This window comes from Streptomyces incanus, assembly GCF_042656345.1.
GTDB classification, from domain to species: Bacteria; Actinomycetota; Actinomycetes; order Streptomycetales; family Streptomycetaceae; genus Streptomyces; species Streptomyces incanus.
On the sequence record NZ_JBHSPC010000166.1, the window covers coordinates 45,798 to 59,867 of the forward strand.

Here is a 14,070-nt window from a genome sequence, read left to right on the forward strand (position 1 = left end):
TCCGGGGCCTCGGTGCGAGCGGGCGGGCCTGCGGGCGGGTACGGGTGGTCAGATCACGTACGTCACGCCGGGCGCCGCCAGTTCCACCGGCCCGTCGTAGACCGCGCGCGCGTCGGCGAGGTTGACCTGCGGGTCGGTCCACGGGGCGATGTGGGTGAGGACCAGCCGGCGGGCACGGGCGCGGGCCGCCGACTCACCCGCCTCGCGGCCGTTGAGGTGCAGGTCGGGGATGTTCTCCTTGCCGGCGGTGAAAGCGGCCTCGCACAGGAACAGGTCGGTGTCGTGGGCGAGTTCGTCGAGCGCCGTGCTCACCCCGGTGTCGCCGGAGTACGTCAGCGACTTCCCTCCGTGCTCGAGACGGATGGCGTACGCCTCCACCGGGTGCGCGACGCGTTCGGTGTGCACGACGAACGGGCCGAGCTCGAAGGTGGACGGCTTGACCGTGTGGAAGTCGAAGACCTCGCTCATGGAGGAGGCCGAGGGGGTGTCGGCGTAGGCCGTGGTCAGCCGGTGCTCCGTGCCCTCCGGTCCGTAGACCGGGAGCGGGTCGCAGCGGCCTCCGTCGTGCCGGTAGTAGCGCACCACGAAGTACGCGCACATGTCGATGCAGTGGTCGGCGTGCAGGTGGCTGAGGAAGATCGCGTCCAGGTCGTAGAGACCGCAGTGGCGCTGCAACGCGCCCAGGGCGCCGTTGCCCATGTCGAGGAGCAGCCGGAAGCCGTCGGCCTCGACGAGGTAGCTCGAACAGGCCGATTCCACGGACGGGAACGACCCCGAGCAGCCGACGACGGTGAGCTTCATGAAGCAGAAACCTCCGCTGGCGGGGGAGTGAAAACGGGGGTCGTGCGGTTTGTCGAGCGTAAGGCGCAAAACCTGTGGTCGCTCCTCCGCCAGGGGCTGTTGTGGGGGAACTCACCTGTGCTGTCACTGGTTCGGCTGGAAGCGGGTCACGTGGGGCGTGCGAGAGAGCGCACGGCTGTGGCCCGCGCCGGTACGGTCGGGTCATGAACACGTCGTGGTGGCTCGCACTCGTCGCGGTGGTACTGCTCGCGCTGGTCGCCGCGCTCGTCGACGGATGGGGCCGGGGGCACCGGCCCCGCGTCCGGAGTGCGCCGGCCGGAGCGGGGCCCGGTGCGGACGAGGGGGGTGGTCGGCCCCGGCCCACGGAGATCTGGTGGGCGGACGTGCCCTACGAGGATGTGCCGCGGGTGGGGGACGGGGTGTCGGGGGGAGACGGGGCGTCGAAGGACCGGCCGTGCCTGGTGCTGGCGGTGCGCGGGGAGCGGGTGACCGTCGCGAAGATCACGACACGCTTCCGGGACGGACGTGCCGGGGTGATCCCGCTGCCGCCGGGATCCGTCGGGGACGCCCGGGGCCGGGCGAGTTTCCTGGAGACGGACGAGCTGCGCGAGGTCCCGGTACGGGAGTTCCGGCGCAGGGTGGGGGTCGTCGACCCGGCGGTGTGGGACCGGGTCCGGTATCTGGCTCGGTGACCACGCGCGGCGGAACGGCGAAGGGGCCGGAGTGGATCTCCGGCCCCTTCGTCCTGCCCTCGTGCTCGGCCCGCCCTCGTGTTCGGCCTGCCCTCGTGGGTCACGCCCAGAGCTGGCCCTGGAGCGTTTCGATGGCTTCCTCCGTCGTGGCGGCGGTGTAGACACCGGTCGACAGGTACTTCCAGCCGCCGTCGGCGACGACGAAGACGACATCGGCGCTCTCCCCCGCCTGGAGTGCCTTCTTCGCGACGCCGATCGCGGCGTGCAGGGCGGCCCCGGTGGAGACACCGGCGAAGATGCCTTCCTGCTGGAGGAGTTCACGGGTCCGGGTGACGGCGTCGGCGGAGCCGACCGAGAACCGGGTGGTGAGGACGGAGGCGTCGTACAGCTCGGGGACGAAGCCCTCGTCGAGGTTGCGCAGCCCGTAGACGAGGTCGTCGTAGCGGGGTTCGGCGGCGACGATCTTCACGTCCGGCTTGTGCTCGCGCAGGTAGCGGCCGACGCCCATGAGGGTGCCGGTGGTGCCGAGGCCGGCCACGAAGTGCGTGATCGAGGGCAGGTCGGTGAGGATCTCCGGGCCGGTGGTCGCGTAGTGGGCGCCCGCGTTGTCCGGGTTGCCGTACTGGTAGAGCATCACCCAGTCCGGGTGCTCGGCGCCGATCTCCTTGGCGACCCGCACGGCGGTGTTGGAGCCGCCGGCGGCCGGGGAGGAGATGATCTCCGCCCCCCACATGGACAGCAGGTCGCGGCGTTCCTGCGAGGTGTTCTCGGGCATCACGCACACCATGCGGTAGCCCTTGAGCTTGGCGGCCATGGCCAGGGAGATGCCGGTGTTGCCGGACGTCGGCTCCAGGATGGTGCAGCCCGGGGTCAGCCGGCCGTCCTTCTCCGCCTGTTCGATCATGAACAGGGCCGGACGGTCCTTGATCGAGCCGGTCGGGTTGCGGTCCTCGAGCTTCGCCCAGATACGGACGTCTGCGGACGGCGAGAGCCGCGGCAGACGCACCAGCGGGGTGTTGCCGACCGCGGCCAGGGGGGAGTCGTAGCGCATTCGGATCAGGCCGCGCCGCCGGCCACGGCCGGCAGGATCGTGACGCTGTCGCCGTCGGTCAGCTTGGTGTTGATGCCATCGAGGAAGCGGACGTCCTCGTCGTTGAGGTAGACGTTGACGAAGCGGCGCAGCTGGTCGCCCTTGGTGTCGTCGATGAGGCGGGCCCGGATGCCCGCGTGCCGGGTCTCGAGGTCGGCGAAGAGCTCGGTGAGGGTGTTTCCGGTACCCTCCACCGCCTTCTGACCGTCGGTGTACTGGCGGAGGATGGTGGGGATCCGGACCTCGATGGCCATGGCGTGGGACTCCTGTCGGTGTGGTCGTCTGGTCGGTGGGCGCGCGGCGGCGCGGGTGGTGCGTGGGTGTGCGTATGTGGTGAAGTCGCCGGGGCTCACGGGCCGTACGGCGGGAGGCTCGGTGTCAACAGATGGCGCTGGCGAGTCTGCACAGGTCGACGTGCAGCCGCGCCACGAGCAGCTTGCCCGGCGTCCTGTCGCTCACGTCATGGAGAACCATGGGCTCATCGTATCGATTCCCGATGGCCGGATCCGAGTGCCGTCTCACACTTCGGAAGATGACCGGTCGGTATGTGGGAAGGGGCGGGCCGGGGCCCGGCCGGTGCTGCTCGAGCGGGCGTCGGGAGGGGGTCAGTAGGCCTCGACGACCTTGACCTCCTCCTCGGTGACCTCGCCGTCCACGATCCGGAACGAGCGGAACTGGAAGTCGCCGAGGCCGTCGGTGTCGGCGGTGGAGACCAGGACGTAGTGGGCGCCGGGCTCGCTCGCGAGGGCGATGTCGGTGCGGGAGGGGTGTGCCTCGGTCGCGGTGTGCGAGTGGTAGACGATCACCGGCTCCTCGTCGTTGTCGTCCATCTCGCGGTACAGCTTGAGCAGGTCCTTCGAGTCGAACTCGTAGAACGTGGGTGAGCGGGCCGCGTTCAGCATGGGGATGAAACGCTCGGGGCGGCCGGAGCCCGCCGGGCCCGCCACCACTCCGCACGCCTCGTCGGGGTGGTCCTCGCGCGCGTGGGCGACGATCCGGTCGTACAGCTCCTGGGTGATGGTCAGCATGGGGCTCAGGATAAGCATGCGGGCCACTCCGTACCGAGGGGTGGTACGGAGTGGCCCGCATGCCGGACGCGGGGTGGGAGCGTCCTAGTCGTCGATCTTCTCGAGGTCCGGCTCACGGCCTTGGGTGACCTGCGGGTTTCGGTCCCTGAGGACTGCCCAGCCGGCTCCCAGGGCGGCGGCCCAGCCGGCCATCACGTAGAGGCAGATCCTCGCGTCCGCGTCGATCGCGATGAGGACGGTGACGAAGAGCAGGAAGGCGATGGCGATGTAGGAGCACAGCGAGCCGCCCGGGGCGGGGAAGGAGGAAGCGGGGAGCCTCCCCGCGACGACCTCCCGGCGGTAGCGGACGTGGCTGAGGAGGATCATCAGCCACGTCCAGATGCCGGCCGCGGTGGCGAGGGAGGTGACGTAGCCGAACGCCTTCTCCGGGACGACGTAGTTCAGGACGACGCCGATGCCCATGAAGACCACGGAGGTGGCGATGCCCAGCGCCGGGGTCTTGGTGGAGGACAGCCGCCGGTAGACGGCCGGGGCCTCGCCGTTGTCCGCGAGGGTGCGCAGCATGCGGCCCGTGGAGTACATCCCGGAGTTGCAGGAGGACAGGGCGGCGGTCAGGACGACGAAGTTGACGATGGCGGCACCGGCCGGGATGCCGATCCGGGCGAAGGCCGCGACGAAGGGGCTGACCCCCGGCGCGAACTCGGTCCACTCGACGACGCACAGGATGACGGTCAGGGCACCGACGTAGAACAGGGCGATGCGCCAGGGCAGGGTGTTGATCGCCTTGGGGAGGGTCTTCTCCGGGTTCTGGGACTCGCCCGCCGTGACGCCGACGAGTTCGACGGCGAGGTAGGCGAACATGACGCCCTGGAGGGTCATCAGGGACGAGCCGATGCCCTTGGGGAAGAAGCCGTCGACGGCCCAGAGGTTGGAGACGGCCGCGGTGTCCCCGGCGGCGCTGAAGCCGAAGGTGAGGACGCCCAGGCCGATCACGATCATGCCGATGATCGCGGTGACCTTGACCATCGAGAACCAGAACTCGATCTCGCCGAACAGCTTGACCGAGATCAGGTTCGCCCCGAAGAGGAGGACCAGGAAGACCAGAGCGGTGACCCACTGCGGGATCTGCGGGAACCAGTAGTTGATGTAGATGGCGGCGGCCGTGAGTTCGGCCATACCGGTGACGATCCACATCAGCCAGTACGTCCAGCCGGTGAAGTAGCCGAAGAACGGGCCGAGGAACTCCCGCGAGTACTCGGCGAAGGAGCCCGAGACCGGGCGGTAGAGCAGGAGCTCGCCGAGCGCCCGCATGATGAAGAAGATGATCACACCGGCGAGGGCGTACATCACGATCAGGCTGGGTCCGGCCTTGGCGATGTTCGCCCCGGCCCCCAGGAAGAGACCGACGCCGATGGCGCCGCCGATCGCGATCATCTGGACTTGCCGGCTGTTGAGGCCGCGCTCGTACCCTTCTCCGGGTACGGACTCCGTGTCGACCTGCGGTGAGGCCATATGTACCGCGCCTTTCTCCATGCCGGTCCGGGCCGTTGTCCGGCCCCGGACCGGGTCTCGATCCCCCCCGGACTGATGGAGCTGAGCGTGTCCGCTCGTGCCTGGCCGGCGGTCGCCGGCTCGGTGGCGCACCCGGCGAGTACACCTGTGGTGTTCGCCGGGCGGTCGTGCAGATTTATCACGGCCGCAACACTGATCAGCAGCCGCTTGTGTCGCACAACACAGGAAGAAGCGGACGAACATCACCTGAAGAGCGCAGGAGCGGCGGAGACCTTGACAGGATCGTCACGCGGACTTGAGTGTTCTCTGAGCGAACACGTCGGCGGACTTTTCCGGACATCCCGATCAGATGTACGGCATGGGCGGCGTTCCACGCCGAGAGCGCGGCGCCGCACCGCGGCGGGCGCCGCGGCCGCGTTGCAGGGCCGCGCCGCACGACCTCGTCGCAGGGCCGCGCGGCGCTGCGGCGGGCCTGGCGCGCCTGGCTCGCTCTACGGCATCAGTGTCGAGACGAGGGTCTCCTGGAGGCCGCCGAGCCACAGGTACGCCATCACCATGGGCTTGCGCGGATCCTCGTCCGGGAGGTGGAAGAGAAGGTCGGTGTCGTCCTCCTCGTCGATCTGCAGCCGGGACCCGATCGCCAGGCGCAGGTCGTTCAGCGCGCCGAGCCACTGCCGGGACTCCTCGGCGGAGAGTTCGAGCACCGCCCCTCTCCCGCCGGCCGCGGTGAGTTCGTCCAGGGAGCGGATCACCGCGAGGGCGTTCTCGCGCTTGCCGGCCCGCAGGTCGTTCTCGGTGAAGCGGCGGAACTCCGCGGAGTGCGCCCGCTGTTCTCCGGTGTCCTTGACCGAGGCGGGCTCCTCGGGGTCGCCGTAGGCGTCCGGGAAGAGCCGGCGCAGCACGGGGTCGGCGGGCGGTTCGCTCGGGCCTTCGGCGAAGAGTTCGGCGAGCGGGTCGCCGGAGACCTCCGCGGCCGGGCCGGGGCCGATCAGCTCCATGAGCTGCACGGCGAGGGACCGGATGATGGAGATCTCGACGTCGTCGAGGGCGACGGCCGCGCCGCCGCCGGGGAGCGGTTCGAAGTGTCCTGACATGGAGGCGATTCGCTACTTCCGGTCCTGCGGGCGGGGGCGGGTCACGGGCGGGCTGCTTTTCGGTCCTGTCGGCGGGCTACTTCCGGTCCTGCTGGAGAGTGGCCCACAGGCCGTAGCCGTGCATGGCCTGGACGTCGCGTTCCATTTCCTCGCGGGTGCCGCTGGAGACGACGGCCCGGCCCTTGTGGTGGACGTCGAGCATGAGCTTGGTGGCCTTGTCCTTGGAGTAGCCGAAGTACGTCTGGAAGACGTACGTCACGTAGCTCATGAGGTTGACCGGGTCGTTGTGGACGAGGGTGATCCAGGGGACGTCGGACTCGGGCACGGCGAAAACCTCTTCCGCCGACTCGGTGCGTTCGATCTCCAGGGGTGCGGGTGACGTCACACTGCCCATGCTGCCACCGGAAGGGGCCGGGAGTACAAACCGGCGTACGCGGGCCGGGACGGCGAACCTAAATCGTCAGAGCGACGAAAAGGGGGTAGCATCCGTCGTATGAACACAGCGGACCTTGGGCTGCCGGTGACTGTTCCGTCGACCGCACTCTTCACCGACCACTACGAGCTGACGATGCTGCAGGCCGCCCTGAGCGGCGGGACCGCCGAACGGCGCAGCGTGTTCGAGGTCTTCACCCGGCGCCTGCCGGACGGCCGCCGCTACGGCGTGGTGGCCGGCACCGGGCGGGTCCTGGACGCGGTGGAGAACTTCCGTTTCGACGGGCCCGTCCTCGACTTCCTGCGCGAGAAGAACGTCGTCGACGGGCGGACCCTCGACCGGCTGGCCGGCTACCGCTTCTCCGGGGACATCTGGGGCTACCCGGAGGGCGAGGTGTACTTCCCGGGCTCGCCGATCATGCGGGTCGAGGGCAGCTTCGCGGAGTGCGTGCTGCTGGAGACGGTGATCCTGTCGATCCTCAACCACGACTCGGCGATCGCCGCGGCGGCCTCCCGGATGTCCTCCGCCGCCGGGGACCGGCCGCTGATCGAGATGGGCGCCCGGCGCACCCACGAGCTGGCCGCGGTGGCCGCCTCCCGGGCCGCCTACGTGGGCGGCTTCGCCTCCACCTCCGACCTGGCGGCCGGCTTCCGCTACAACATCCCGACCGTGGGCACCTCCGCCCACGCCTTCACCCTGGTGCACGACAGCGAGCGGGACGCCTTCCGCGCGCAGGTGGACTCCCTCGGCGCCGGTACGACGCTCCTCGTGGACACCTACGACGTGGCCGAGGCGGTCCGTACGGCCGTCGAGGTCGCCGGCCCGGGCCTGGGCTCGGTCCGGATCGACTCCGGTGACCTGCTCCTGGTCGCGCACCGGGTGCGACAGCAGCTGGACGAGCTGGGCGCCACCGGCACGAAGATCACCGTGACGTCGGACCTCGACGAGTACGCCATCGCCTCGCTGGCCGCCGCGCCGGTGGACTCGTACGGCGTCGGCACCCAGCTGGTGACCGGCTCCGGGCACCCGACGGCCTCCATGGTCTACAAGCTGGTCGCCCGCGCCGAGTCCGCCGACACCGGGGCGCCGCTGGTGCCCGTGGCGAAACGGTCCACCGGCGGCAAGACCTCCATCGGCGGCCGAAAGTGGGCCGCGCGACGGCTGGACGAGCGCGGTGTCGCCGAGGCCGAGGTGATCGGCACCGGGCAGGTGCCCGAGGAGCTGGTCGACCGGCAGCTGCTGGTGGAGCTGGTCAAGGGCGGCGAGGTGACCGCGACCGCGCGCGAGCCGCTGGACCGGCTCCGCGAACGGCACGCCGCGGCCCGCGCCGGCCTGCCCCTGTCCGCGACCCAGCTGTCCCGCGGGGAACCCGTCATTCCGACGGAGTACCTGCACCTGGGCTCGGGTAGCTAACGGCTGTCCCGCGATCCCCGGCCCCCTGTCCGCGATCCCCCGTCCCCTGATCCCTGTCCCCCTGACCGACCCCTGGCTGAAGGAATCCGACCATGCGCCGCGCCTTGATCGTCGTTGACGTGCAGAACGACTTCTGCGAGGGGGGCAGCCTCGCCGTCTCCGGCGGTGCGGATGTGGCCGCCGCCATCACCGAGCTGATCGCACGGGTGCCCGCCGGGTACCAGCACGTGGTGGCCACCCGCGACCACCACATCGCCCCCGGCGGCCACTTCGCCGACCATCCCGACTTCGTCCGCTCCTGGCCCGCGCACTGCGTCGCCGGGACGGAGGGCGTCGGCTTCCACCCGAACTTCGCCCCCGCGGTCACCTCCGGCGCGGTCGACGCCGTCTTCGACAAGGGGGCGTACTCGGCCGCGTACAGCGGCTTCGAGGGGGCCGAGGAGAACGGCGTGGCGCTGGCCGACTGGCTGCGCGCCCGCGAGATCGACGAGGTGGACGTGGTGGGCATCGCCACCGACCACTGCGTCCGGGCCACCGCCCTGGACGCCGCCCGCGAGGGCTTCCGCACCCAGGTCCTGCTGGACCTCACCGCGGGGGTGGCCGCACAGACCACCGAGCGGGCGCTCGACGAGCTGCGCGAGGCGGGTGTGGAACTCTCGGGGAAGCCGGTCGTGCGTTGAACCCTCCCCCGGCTCGAGCAGGGGGAGCCCTGGCTCGGGAAGCCCCCGAGCCGGCGGCTCGCGGGGTTCTGCTCCCTCAACACCGGCCGGGAGGGAACCTGCCCGGTTTGCCGGGCAGAGCCCGGGTGTGCCGTCCTGGTTCCCGGTCGGCACGGTGTGCGCGCTTGGTTCCCGCAACGCACGGCGGGCGCTTCACCCGATCACGTGACCCGGGGCCGGGGCCGACAGGGCTGACGGGCCCCCGCAAGGTCATGCGGGGGCCGCGGGGCGCCTGAGCAGCGCTCTGATCGGATGCCACAGCTCCACGGTCGGCTCGGGGCCGGGCAGGACCGCGCTGTCGGGGGCCGTGCGCCATATGAGGCCGTCGGGGTGGTGCAGCACCGCGGTGATCTCGTCGGGGCTCGGCGGAGCCGCGTTGCCTCGCAGGTAGACGGCCCGCAGGCCCAGGTTGCGCAGCCTCGTCAGGGCGCGTGCCCTGTTGCCCGCGTGCACGAGGAAGCGCACCGAGCCGGTGCCGGCGGCGGCCGGGCTGGGCAGGTTCAGTGCCACCACCACGGTGCCGTTCGGCAGCTTGCTGAAGCCTCCTGCGGCCATGGAATTCATACCCCCGTCGGGCCAGGTGTCAATAAGAGCGTCACAGGACGCACCTAAACACGGATCGGCGGCAACCCGCCAGTGGGGTTGCCGCCGAACACGTTTTGACCTGGTAAGACGCTGTTTACTTCGTTGCGCGGCTTACTTCGAGGTGGATCGTCGAGCCATCCTTGGCCTCATTGACGATCTTGATCTTCGTGTTGGTGTCAGTGATCTTGACGCCGCCGCCCGGGTTCGCCGCGTCGTAGTAGGTGTGGGTGCGGTCGTTGAAGACCGACACACCCTTCGAGGAGGGGATCTTGGTCGCGACGCCGCTCTTGTGCAGCGTGATGCCGTCCGTGCGGAAGGTGCTGAAGGTCGAGTCGTACGTCTGGATGCGGTTGCGCATCAGCGTGCCGTCGGACCACTTCAGCGCGGTCGGGTGCGCGTCGACCGGCAGGACCAGGCCCGTGCCCGGGTGCCGGCTGGTGTTGTTGTCCGCCTGCGAGGTGTCCCACTTCCAGATCAACAGGCCGTTCTGGTACGGGAAGTGCTCCACCCAGTCCGGACGGCTGTTCGCGAAGCCGAAGTTGTACGGGCCGACCTTCAGGGTCTTGTCGTACGACACGTACTGACGGTTCTCGGCGATGTAGTACTGCGCGTAGTCGTTGGTGAACGACGCGCCGATGCGGGAGAAGCCGTTCGCCGTCCAGGCGGCGTCAGCGGTCTCGGCGTTGTCCGTGAACAGCGCGGTGCCGTCCGCGGTGACCGAGATCCGGTCGGCCGTGAAGCCCTTCATCGCCAGGCCGCCGTCGGTCTGGTAGCGGAAGCGCAGGTCGATCTTCCGACCGGCGTAGGCGTCCAGCGGGTAGGCCAGCGGCTTGTAGCCGTCGACCGTGCCGTGCAGGGCCGGCTTGTCGCTGCCGTCGCGCGGGATCGGCCGGCCGTCCACCGTGCCGTCCAGGGCGGTCCAGTTGGCGCCGCCGTCGGTCGAGACCTCGGCGTAGAGGAAGTCGTAGTTGGCCTCGATCTCGTACCAGCCGTCGAGCGTGAGCTCGGCCGTCGAGGCGCCGGTGAGGTCCACGGAACGGGTCAGCGTGTTCCGCAGGTCGTCACCGCTGCCGCTCCACCACTGGGTCTTGCCCTCGGCGGGGACCACGACCTCGGTGGTGACCGCCTTCTCGGGCAGTTCGACCACGAGGGCCTGCTCGTCCTTGGTGTTGTACTCGGTGTAGCCCAGCTTGTGCTTGGACTTCGTCGCGGCCTTGGCCGTGTCGTAGTCCAGCCAGCCCAGCTGGAGCTTGTCCCAGGCGGTCATGTCGCCGGGCAGGTCGCCGATCTCGTTCTTCCCGGTGCCGAGCCAGGAACCGGAGGACATCAGGGTCCAGAAGCCGGTGGAGTTCTCGCCGCCCGCGGTGTCGTAGTGGTCCGGCAGACCGAGGTCGTGGCCGTACTCGTGGGCGTAGACGCCGAGTCCGCCGTTCTCCGGCTGGATGGTGTAGTCACCGACCCAGATGCCGGTGTCGCCGATCTGGGTGCCGCCGAGCCGGTTGGAGTCGGGGCCGGTGGCACCGGCGTCGGTGCCGAAGGCGTACCAGCGGTGGGCCCAGATCGCGTCCTCGCCCTGGACGCCGCCGCCGGCGGACTCGTCCTCACCGGCGTGCACGATCTGGAAGTGGTCTATGTAGCCGTCGGGCTCGTTGAAGTCGCCGTCGCCGTCGAAGTCGTAGCGGTCCCACTGGTCGTACTCGGCGAGCTTGGCCTTGATCTCGGCGTCGGTCTTGCCGGCCGCCTTCTGCTGCTCGGCCCAGGCGCTGACCCCGTCCTGCACCGCGTACCAGGCGCAGTTGTCGGGGACACACTCGTTGGAGCCGTAACGGGCCTCGTTGTAAGGGACCTTCACCCAGTCGGAGACCTCGCCCTCGACCGAGTAGCGGCCCGAGGACTGCTTCTCGAAGTACGTCTTGACCGACTCGACACCCTTGCCGGTGCCGAAGTACATGTCCTCGAAGTGCTTCCGGTCGTAGTCCGCCTGCCACGCGGTGGAGTTGTCCTTGCTGCGGTCCGGCTCGGCGATCTCGTTGTGCAGCGGGCCGGGGGCGCCGCCGTAGCGGCTGTCGATCCCGTCGCCGAACTCGACCAGGATCGTGAAGATCTTGTCGGTCTTCTCGCGGCCGAGCTCGACGTACTTGCCCTTGCCCTTGCCCTTGCCCTTGAGTTCGACGACCTTCGAACCGCCCCGGTCCTTGACCGAGGACTCGCCGGATATGACCTGCTTCAGGGCCTCCTGGCGCCGGGCGTCCTGTGTCTTGGAGAGCGGGCCCTCGAGGTCGTGCTCGACGTGGTTGTGCTCCGCCGGGTCCTGCCGGTCCACACCGGCCGGCCGGTCGGGCCCGCCGGCCGGGTCGGCCTGGGCCACGGTGAACGCAGAGCAGGTGGCGGTGACCGCCGCGAGTGCCACACCTGTCGCGGCCGCTCTGAACGTCCAGGGTCTACTGGTCACTTGAGATCCCCTCTGGCGTGCGTGTGCGCGAAGGTGGGGTCCGGATGACGGATAGCCGCGCACACGTGATCAACGCGTGTAGTCAAGTGACCACATTTGACTAGAGGTTCAGCAGAAAAAACAGACCTTGACTGGAACAGTTCAACTGCATTACGCGGAGGCGGGGTTCGCTTTACGGACACGGAGGGGCCATTTACGGACATGGGACGACTGTTTCGCCGTCGAGATGACTCCGTGCGCCCCCCGTGCACCAGCCCTGCCGGTTAGGTCATGCTTACTGTGCGTTCCGCTCGGGCACGCTCGCGGTTAGAGTCGCTTGGCGGCACACCGTTGAGCCGGTGGAATGCCAGGCCGACAGCCCCCGACTCACGAGGACACGATGGCCATGCCCCGTCCGACTGTCGCTCAGCTCGCCTACGGTTCGTGCACCGTGGTCTTCTCCACCTTCGCCCTGCTGCTGTTGTCACAGACGAGTTCGGGCGCGGGCATCGCGCTCGTCGCCGTCATGGCGCTCGTTCTCGGGCTGCTGGTGGCCATGACGGTGCCCCAGTCGAAATCCCGCCCCGCCCCGGTGCTGCGGTCCCTGCCGCGGGAGCCGGTCCGGGCGACCCTCCCGTCACCGGCGACCGTGCCGGCCCGTGAAGCCGTACGGGAGCGGGCGGTTTCCTGATACCGGCCGGCCGCGGGTGTCCGTCACCGGGGCCCGCCGGCCGGTCCCGGCCGGCGCCGCGTCACTGGGTGCTGACCACGACCGTCTTGGCGGCCTTGTCGTGCAGGCCCTGCTTGTAGGGCTTGTCGAAGAAGCTCCAGCCGCCCGCGATCACGGTCCACACACAGGCGCAGCAGAAAGCGAACGGAATCCACAGCACGGCGGCGCGGAGCAGTGACGTCTGCACGGAGGGCGTCGAGCCGGTGGACAGGTCGGCCAACCGCAGCTTCAGCCACTTCTTGCCGAGGGTCTGCCCGGAGCGGGACATCAGGATGGTGTCGTAGGCGATGTAGAGGACCGCGGCGACGATGGACTGGGTGAAGGACTTGCCCACGTTGACCTCGTCGCCGTTCACGGTGTACTCGCTCACGCCGAACGGCCAGGTGAGCAGCCAGACGACAAGGCCCACCAGGATCATGTCGATGAGCCGGGCAAGGGTGCGCCTGCCGCTGTCGGCGAGGGGCGGCATCCCGGCGAGGGGGTCGCCGGGGTCAGGGCCGTACGGGCCGCCACCGCCTCCCCCGTAGGGGCCCCCGCCCCCTCCCCCGTACGGACCGCCGCCACCACCGTACGGGCCGCCGCCACCACCGCCGTAGGGGTCGCCGCCCCCGCTCCCGTACGGACCGCCGCCGTAAGGGCCGCCGCCTTGCTGCGGCGGGGGCTGGCCACCGGGTGGGGGGTGCTTCTTGAACGGGTCGTCGTCCGGCGGCTGCTGACCGGAGCCGGGGGGCGGTTCGGTACTCATGGCCCGAGTCGACCGCGAACCCCCCGGTCGCGCATCCGGCGATCCGCCGTCCGGAGTACCGGCGTCGCGGCCCGCCCGCGCAGCCGGTCCGAAGAGATGATTCCCCGTCTGGTTCCCGTGGTTCCGGCCGGAGTCAGCCCGCCACGAACGTGTGCGCGGCCTTGTCGTGCCAGCACTGCCGCCACGGCTTGTCGAACAGGCACCACAGAACGCCCACCACCCCGACGACGAGCAGTCCGGGGATGCTGTAGACCAGCCAGCGGCGCAGGGCCACTCCGAATCCCGGCACGTCGTGCCCCTCGATGTCCCGCACCTCGAGCCCCAGCAGCTTCTTGCCCAGGGTGCGGCCCCACTTGGCGGTGGGCAGCACCTCGCAGAGGACACCGCCGAGGAGGAGGACGGCGAGGACGATGCCCAGGTACACCGACGTGGTGCCGTCGAGCAGCCACACCGTGACGGTCTCGCCGGACAGCTTGGCCGTGTCGATCTTCTCGTTGACGTGGTCCGCCGCCGCGATGCCCAGCGGTACGGCGGCCAGGGCGGTGACGCCGCCGAGGACGACGGTGTCCAGCAGTCGCGCGATCAGCCGCTTGCCGAGCCCCGCGGGGCGGGCCGAGGCCTGACGCCTGGCGGCGGCCTGGAAGATGTCCTCGACCGGCGGCTTCCACGGCACGACCGGCGCCTCCTCCCCGTCCGCGAGCCGGTGCGCCTGCTGCGCCCAGGACGACTGACCGCCACCGTGACCGCTCGCCGGCGGCCGGGAGGCGGAAGCGGGGGCTGACATGGGGGCGGGGGCG

General features: G+C 70.0%; 15 protein-coding genes and 1 pseudogene (1 of these 16 cut by a window edge). 4 read left to right on the forward strand and 12 right to left on the reverse strand.

The window, feature by feature from the left end; translation table 11 throughout:
* Positions 1-48 precede the first annotated feature (48 nt).
* A complete protein-coding gene (locus ACFP2V_RS37550; RefSeq protein ID WP_381220854.1) occupies positions 49-801 on the reverse strand; it encodes an MBL fold metallo-hydrolase in 753 nt (250 codons plus the stop codon).
* Between the two features lie 203 nt (positions 802-1,004).
* Between ACFP2V_RS37550 and ACFP2V_RS37555 the strand changes: the two genes are divergently transcribed.
* Positions 1,005-1,493: a type II toxin-antitoxin system PemK/MazF family toxin gene (locus tag ACFP2V_RS37555; protein ID WP_381220857.1), complete on the forward strand. Its 489-nt coding sequence runs from the start codon at positions 1,005-1,007 to the stop codon at positions 1,491-1,493.
* 100 nt (positions 1,494-1,593) lie between these two features.
* On the opposite strand, the gene ACFP2V_RS37560 is transcribed toward ACFP2V_RS37555, so the two are convergent.
* The 7 genes from ACFP2V_RS37560 to clpS all read right to left on the reverse strand — a co-directional run bounded on the left by ACFP2V_RS37560 (position 1,594) and on the right by clpS (position 6,611).
* On the reverse strand, positions 1,594-2,544 hold the full coding sequence (locus tag ACFP2V_RS37560) for a PLP-dependent cysteine synthase family protein (protein WP_381220860.1): 951 nt from the start codon (positions 2,542-2,544) through the stop codon (positions 1,594-1,596).
* Between the two features lie 5 nt (positions 2,545-2,549).
* Complete coding sequence (locus ACFP2V_RS37565) at positions 2,550-2,837, reverse strand: MoaD/ThiS family protein (protein ID WP_381220863.1); 288 nt, start codon at positions 2,835-2,837, stop codon at positions 2,550-2,552.
* Between the two features lie 124 nt (positions 2,838-2,961).
* Positions 2,962-3,057 (reverse strand): putative leader peptide, encoded by a 96-nt coding sequence (locus tag ACFP2V_RS37570; protein ID WP_324618299.1) that lies wholly within the window; start codon positions 3,055-3,057, stop codon positions 2,962-2,964.
* Between the two features lie 131 nt (positions 3,058-3,188).
* Positions 3,189-3,611: a M67 family metallopeptidase gene (locus tag ACFP2V_RS37575; RefSeq protein WP_381220866.1), complete on the reverse strand. Its 423-nt coding sequence runs from the start codon at positions 3,609-3,611 to the stop codon at positions 3,189-3,191.
* Between the two features lie 84 nt (positions 3,612-3,695).
* Positions 3,696-5,123 carry an amino acid permease gene (locus ACFP2V_RS37580; protein ID WP_381220869.1) on the reverse strand — a complete coding sequence of 476 codons (1,428 nt, stop codon included), beginning with the start codon at positions 5,121-5,123 and terminating at the stop codon, positions 3,696-3,698.
* A 491-nt stretch (positions 5,124-5,614) separates the two neighbouring features.
* On the reverse strand, positions 5,615-6,217 hold the full coding sequence (locus tag ACFP2V_RS37585; RefSeq protein WP_381220872.1) for a DUF2017 domain-containing protein: 603 nt from the start codon (positions 6,215-6,217) through the stop codon (positions 5,615-5,617).
* A gap of 76 nt (positions 6,218-6,293) precedes the next feature.
* Positions 6,294-6,611: an ATP-dependent Clp protease adapter ClpS gene (clpS, locus tag ACFP2V_RS37590; RefSeq protein ID WP_381220874.1), complete on the reverse strand. Its 318-nt coding sequence runs from the start codon at positions 6,609-6,611 to the stop codon at positions 6,294-6,296.
* Between the two features lie 99 nt (positions 6,612-6,710).
* Between clpS and ACFP2V_RS37595 the strand changes: the two genes are divergently transcribed.
* Positions 6,711-8,063, forward strand: a complete 1,353-nt coding sequence (locus ACFP2V_RS37595; RefSeq protein ID WP_381220876.1) for a nicotinate phosphoribosyltransferase — start codon at positions 6,711-6,713, stop codon at positions 8,061-8,063.
* Between the two features lie 92 nt (positions 8,064-8,155).
* Positions 8,156-8,743, forward strand: coding sequence for a nicotinamidase (locus ACFP2V_RS37600; protein WP_381220879.1), 588 nt, complete (start codon positions 8,156-8,158; stop codon positions 8,741-8,743).
* Positions 8,744-8,992: 249 nt separating this feature from the next.
* Here the strand turns inward: ACFP2V_RS37600 and ACFP2V_RS37605 are convergent, their stop codons facing one another.
* Positions 8,993-9,337 (reverse strand): hypothetical protein, encoded by a 345-nt coding sequence (locus tag ACFP2V_RS37605; protein WP_381220882.1) that lies wholly within the window; start codon positions 9,335-9,337, stop codon positions 8,993-8,995.
* Positions 9,338-9,461: 124 nt separating this feature from the next.
* Positions 9,462-11,819, reverse strand: a complete 2,358-nt coding sequence (locus ACFP2V_RS37610; RefSeq protein WP_381220885.1) for an immune inhibitor A domain-containing protein — start codon at positions 11,817-11,819, stop codon at positions 9,462-9,464.
* Between the two features lie 379 nt (positions 11,820-12,198).
* On the opposite strand from ACFP2V_RS37610, the gene ACFP2V_RS37615 reads away from it, so the two are divergent.
* Positions 12,199-12,489 carry a hypothetical protein gene (locus ACFP2V_RS37615; RefSeq protein WP_381220888.1) on the forward strand — a complete coding sequence of 97 codons (291 nt, stop codon included), beginning with the start codon at positions 12,199-12,201 and terminating at the stop codon, positions 12,487-12,489.
* A gap of 61 nt (positions 12,490-12,550) precedes the next feature.
* Here the strand turns inward: ACFP2V_RS37615 and ACFP2V_RS37620 are convergent, their stop codons facing one another.
* Complete coding sequence (locus tag ACFP2V_RS37620) at positions 12,551-13,273, reverse strand: RDD family protein (RefSeq protein WP_381220891.1); 723 nt, start codon at positions 13,271-13,273, stop codon at positions 12,551-12,553.
* Between the two features lie 133 nt (positions 13,274-13,406).
* Positions 13,407-14,070: pseudogene (locus ACFP2V_RS37625) on the reverse strand (RDD family protein); it runs 937 nt beyond the window's last position.

Coding starts and splice junctions, on each gene's coding strand:
- ACFP2V_RS37580 (WP_381220869.1), bottom strand. CDS start 5,123: ATGGCCTCACCGCAGGTCGACACGGAGTCCGTACCCGGAGAAGGGTAC.
- ACFP2V_RS37570 (WP_324618299.1), bottom strand. CDS start 3,057: ATGGTTCTCCATGACGTGAGCGACAGGACGCCGGGCAAGCTGCTCGTG.
- ACFP2V_RS37615 (WP_381220888.1), top strand. CDS start 12,199: ATGGCCATGCCCCGTCCGACTGTCGCTCAGCTCGCCTACGGTTCGTGC.
- ACFP2V_RS37550 (WP_381220854.1), bottom strand. CDS start 801: ATGAAGCTCACCGTCGTCGGCTGCTCGGGGTCGTTCCCGTCCGTGGAA.
- ACFP2V_RS37565 (WP_381220863.1), bottom strand. CDS start 2,837: ATGGCCATCGAGGTCCGGATCCCCACCATCCTCCGCCAGTACACCGAC.
- ACFP2V_RS37560 (WP_381220860.1), bottom strand. CDS start 2,544: ATGCGCTACGACTCCCCCCTGGCCGCGGTCGGCAACACCCCGCTGGTG.
- ACFP2V_RS37555 (WP_381220857.1), top strand. CDS start 1,005: ATGAACACGTCGTGGTGGCTCGCACTCGTCGCGGTGGTACTGCTCGCG.
- clpS (WP_381220874.1), bottom strand. CDS start 6,611: ATGGGCAGTGTGACGTCACCCGCACCCCTGGAGATCGAACGCACCGAG.
- ACFP2V_RS37620 (WP_381220891.1), bottom strand. CDS start 13,273: ATGAGTACCGAACCGCCCCCCGGCTCCGGTCAGCAGCCGCCGGACGAC.
- ACFP2V_RS37595 (WP_381220876.1), top strand. CDS start 6,711: ATGAACACAGCGGACCTTGGGCTGCCGGTGACTGTTCCGTCGACCGCA.
- ACFP2V_RS37605 (WP_381220882.1), bottom strand. CDS start 9,337: ATGGCCGCAGGAGGCTTCAGCAAGCTGCCGAACGGCACCGTGGTGGTG.
- ACFP2V_RS37575 (WP_381220866.1), bottom strand. CDS start 3,611: ATGCTGACCATCACCCAGGAGCTGTACGACCGGATCGTCGCCCACGCG.
- ACFP2V_RS37585 (WP_381220872.1), bottom strand. CDS start 6,217: ATGTCAGGACACTTCGAACCGCTCCCCGGCGGCGGCGCGGCCGTCGCC.
- ACFP2V_RS37600 (WP_381220879.1), top strand. CDS start 8,156: ATGCGCCGCGCCTTGATCGTCGTTGACGTGCAGAACGACTTCTGCGAG.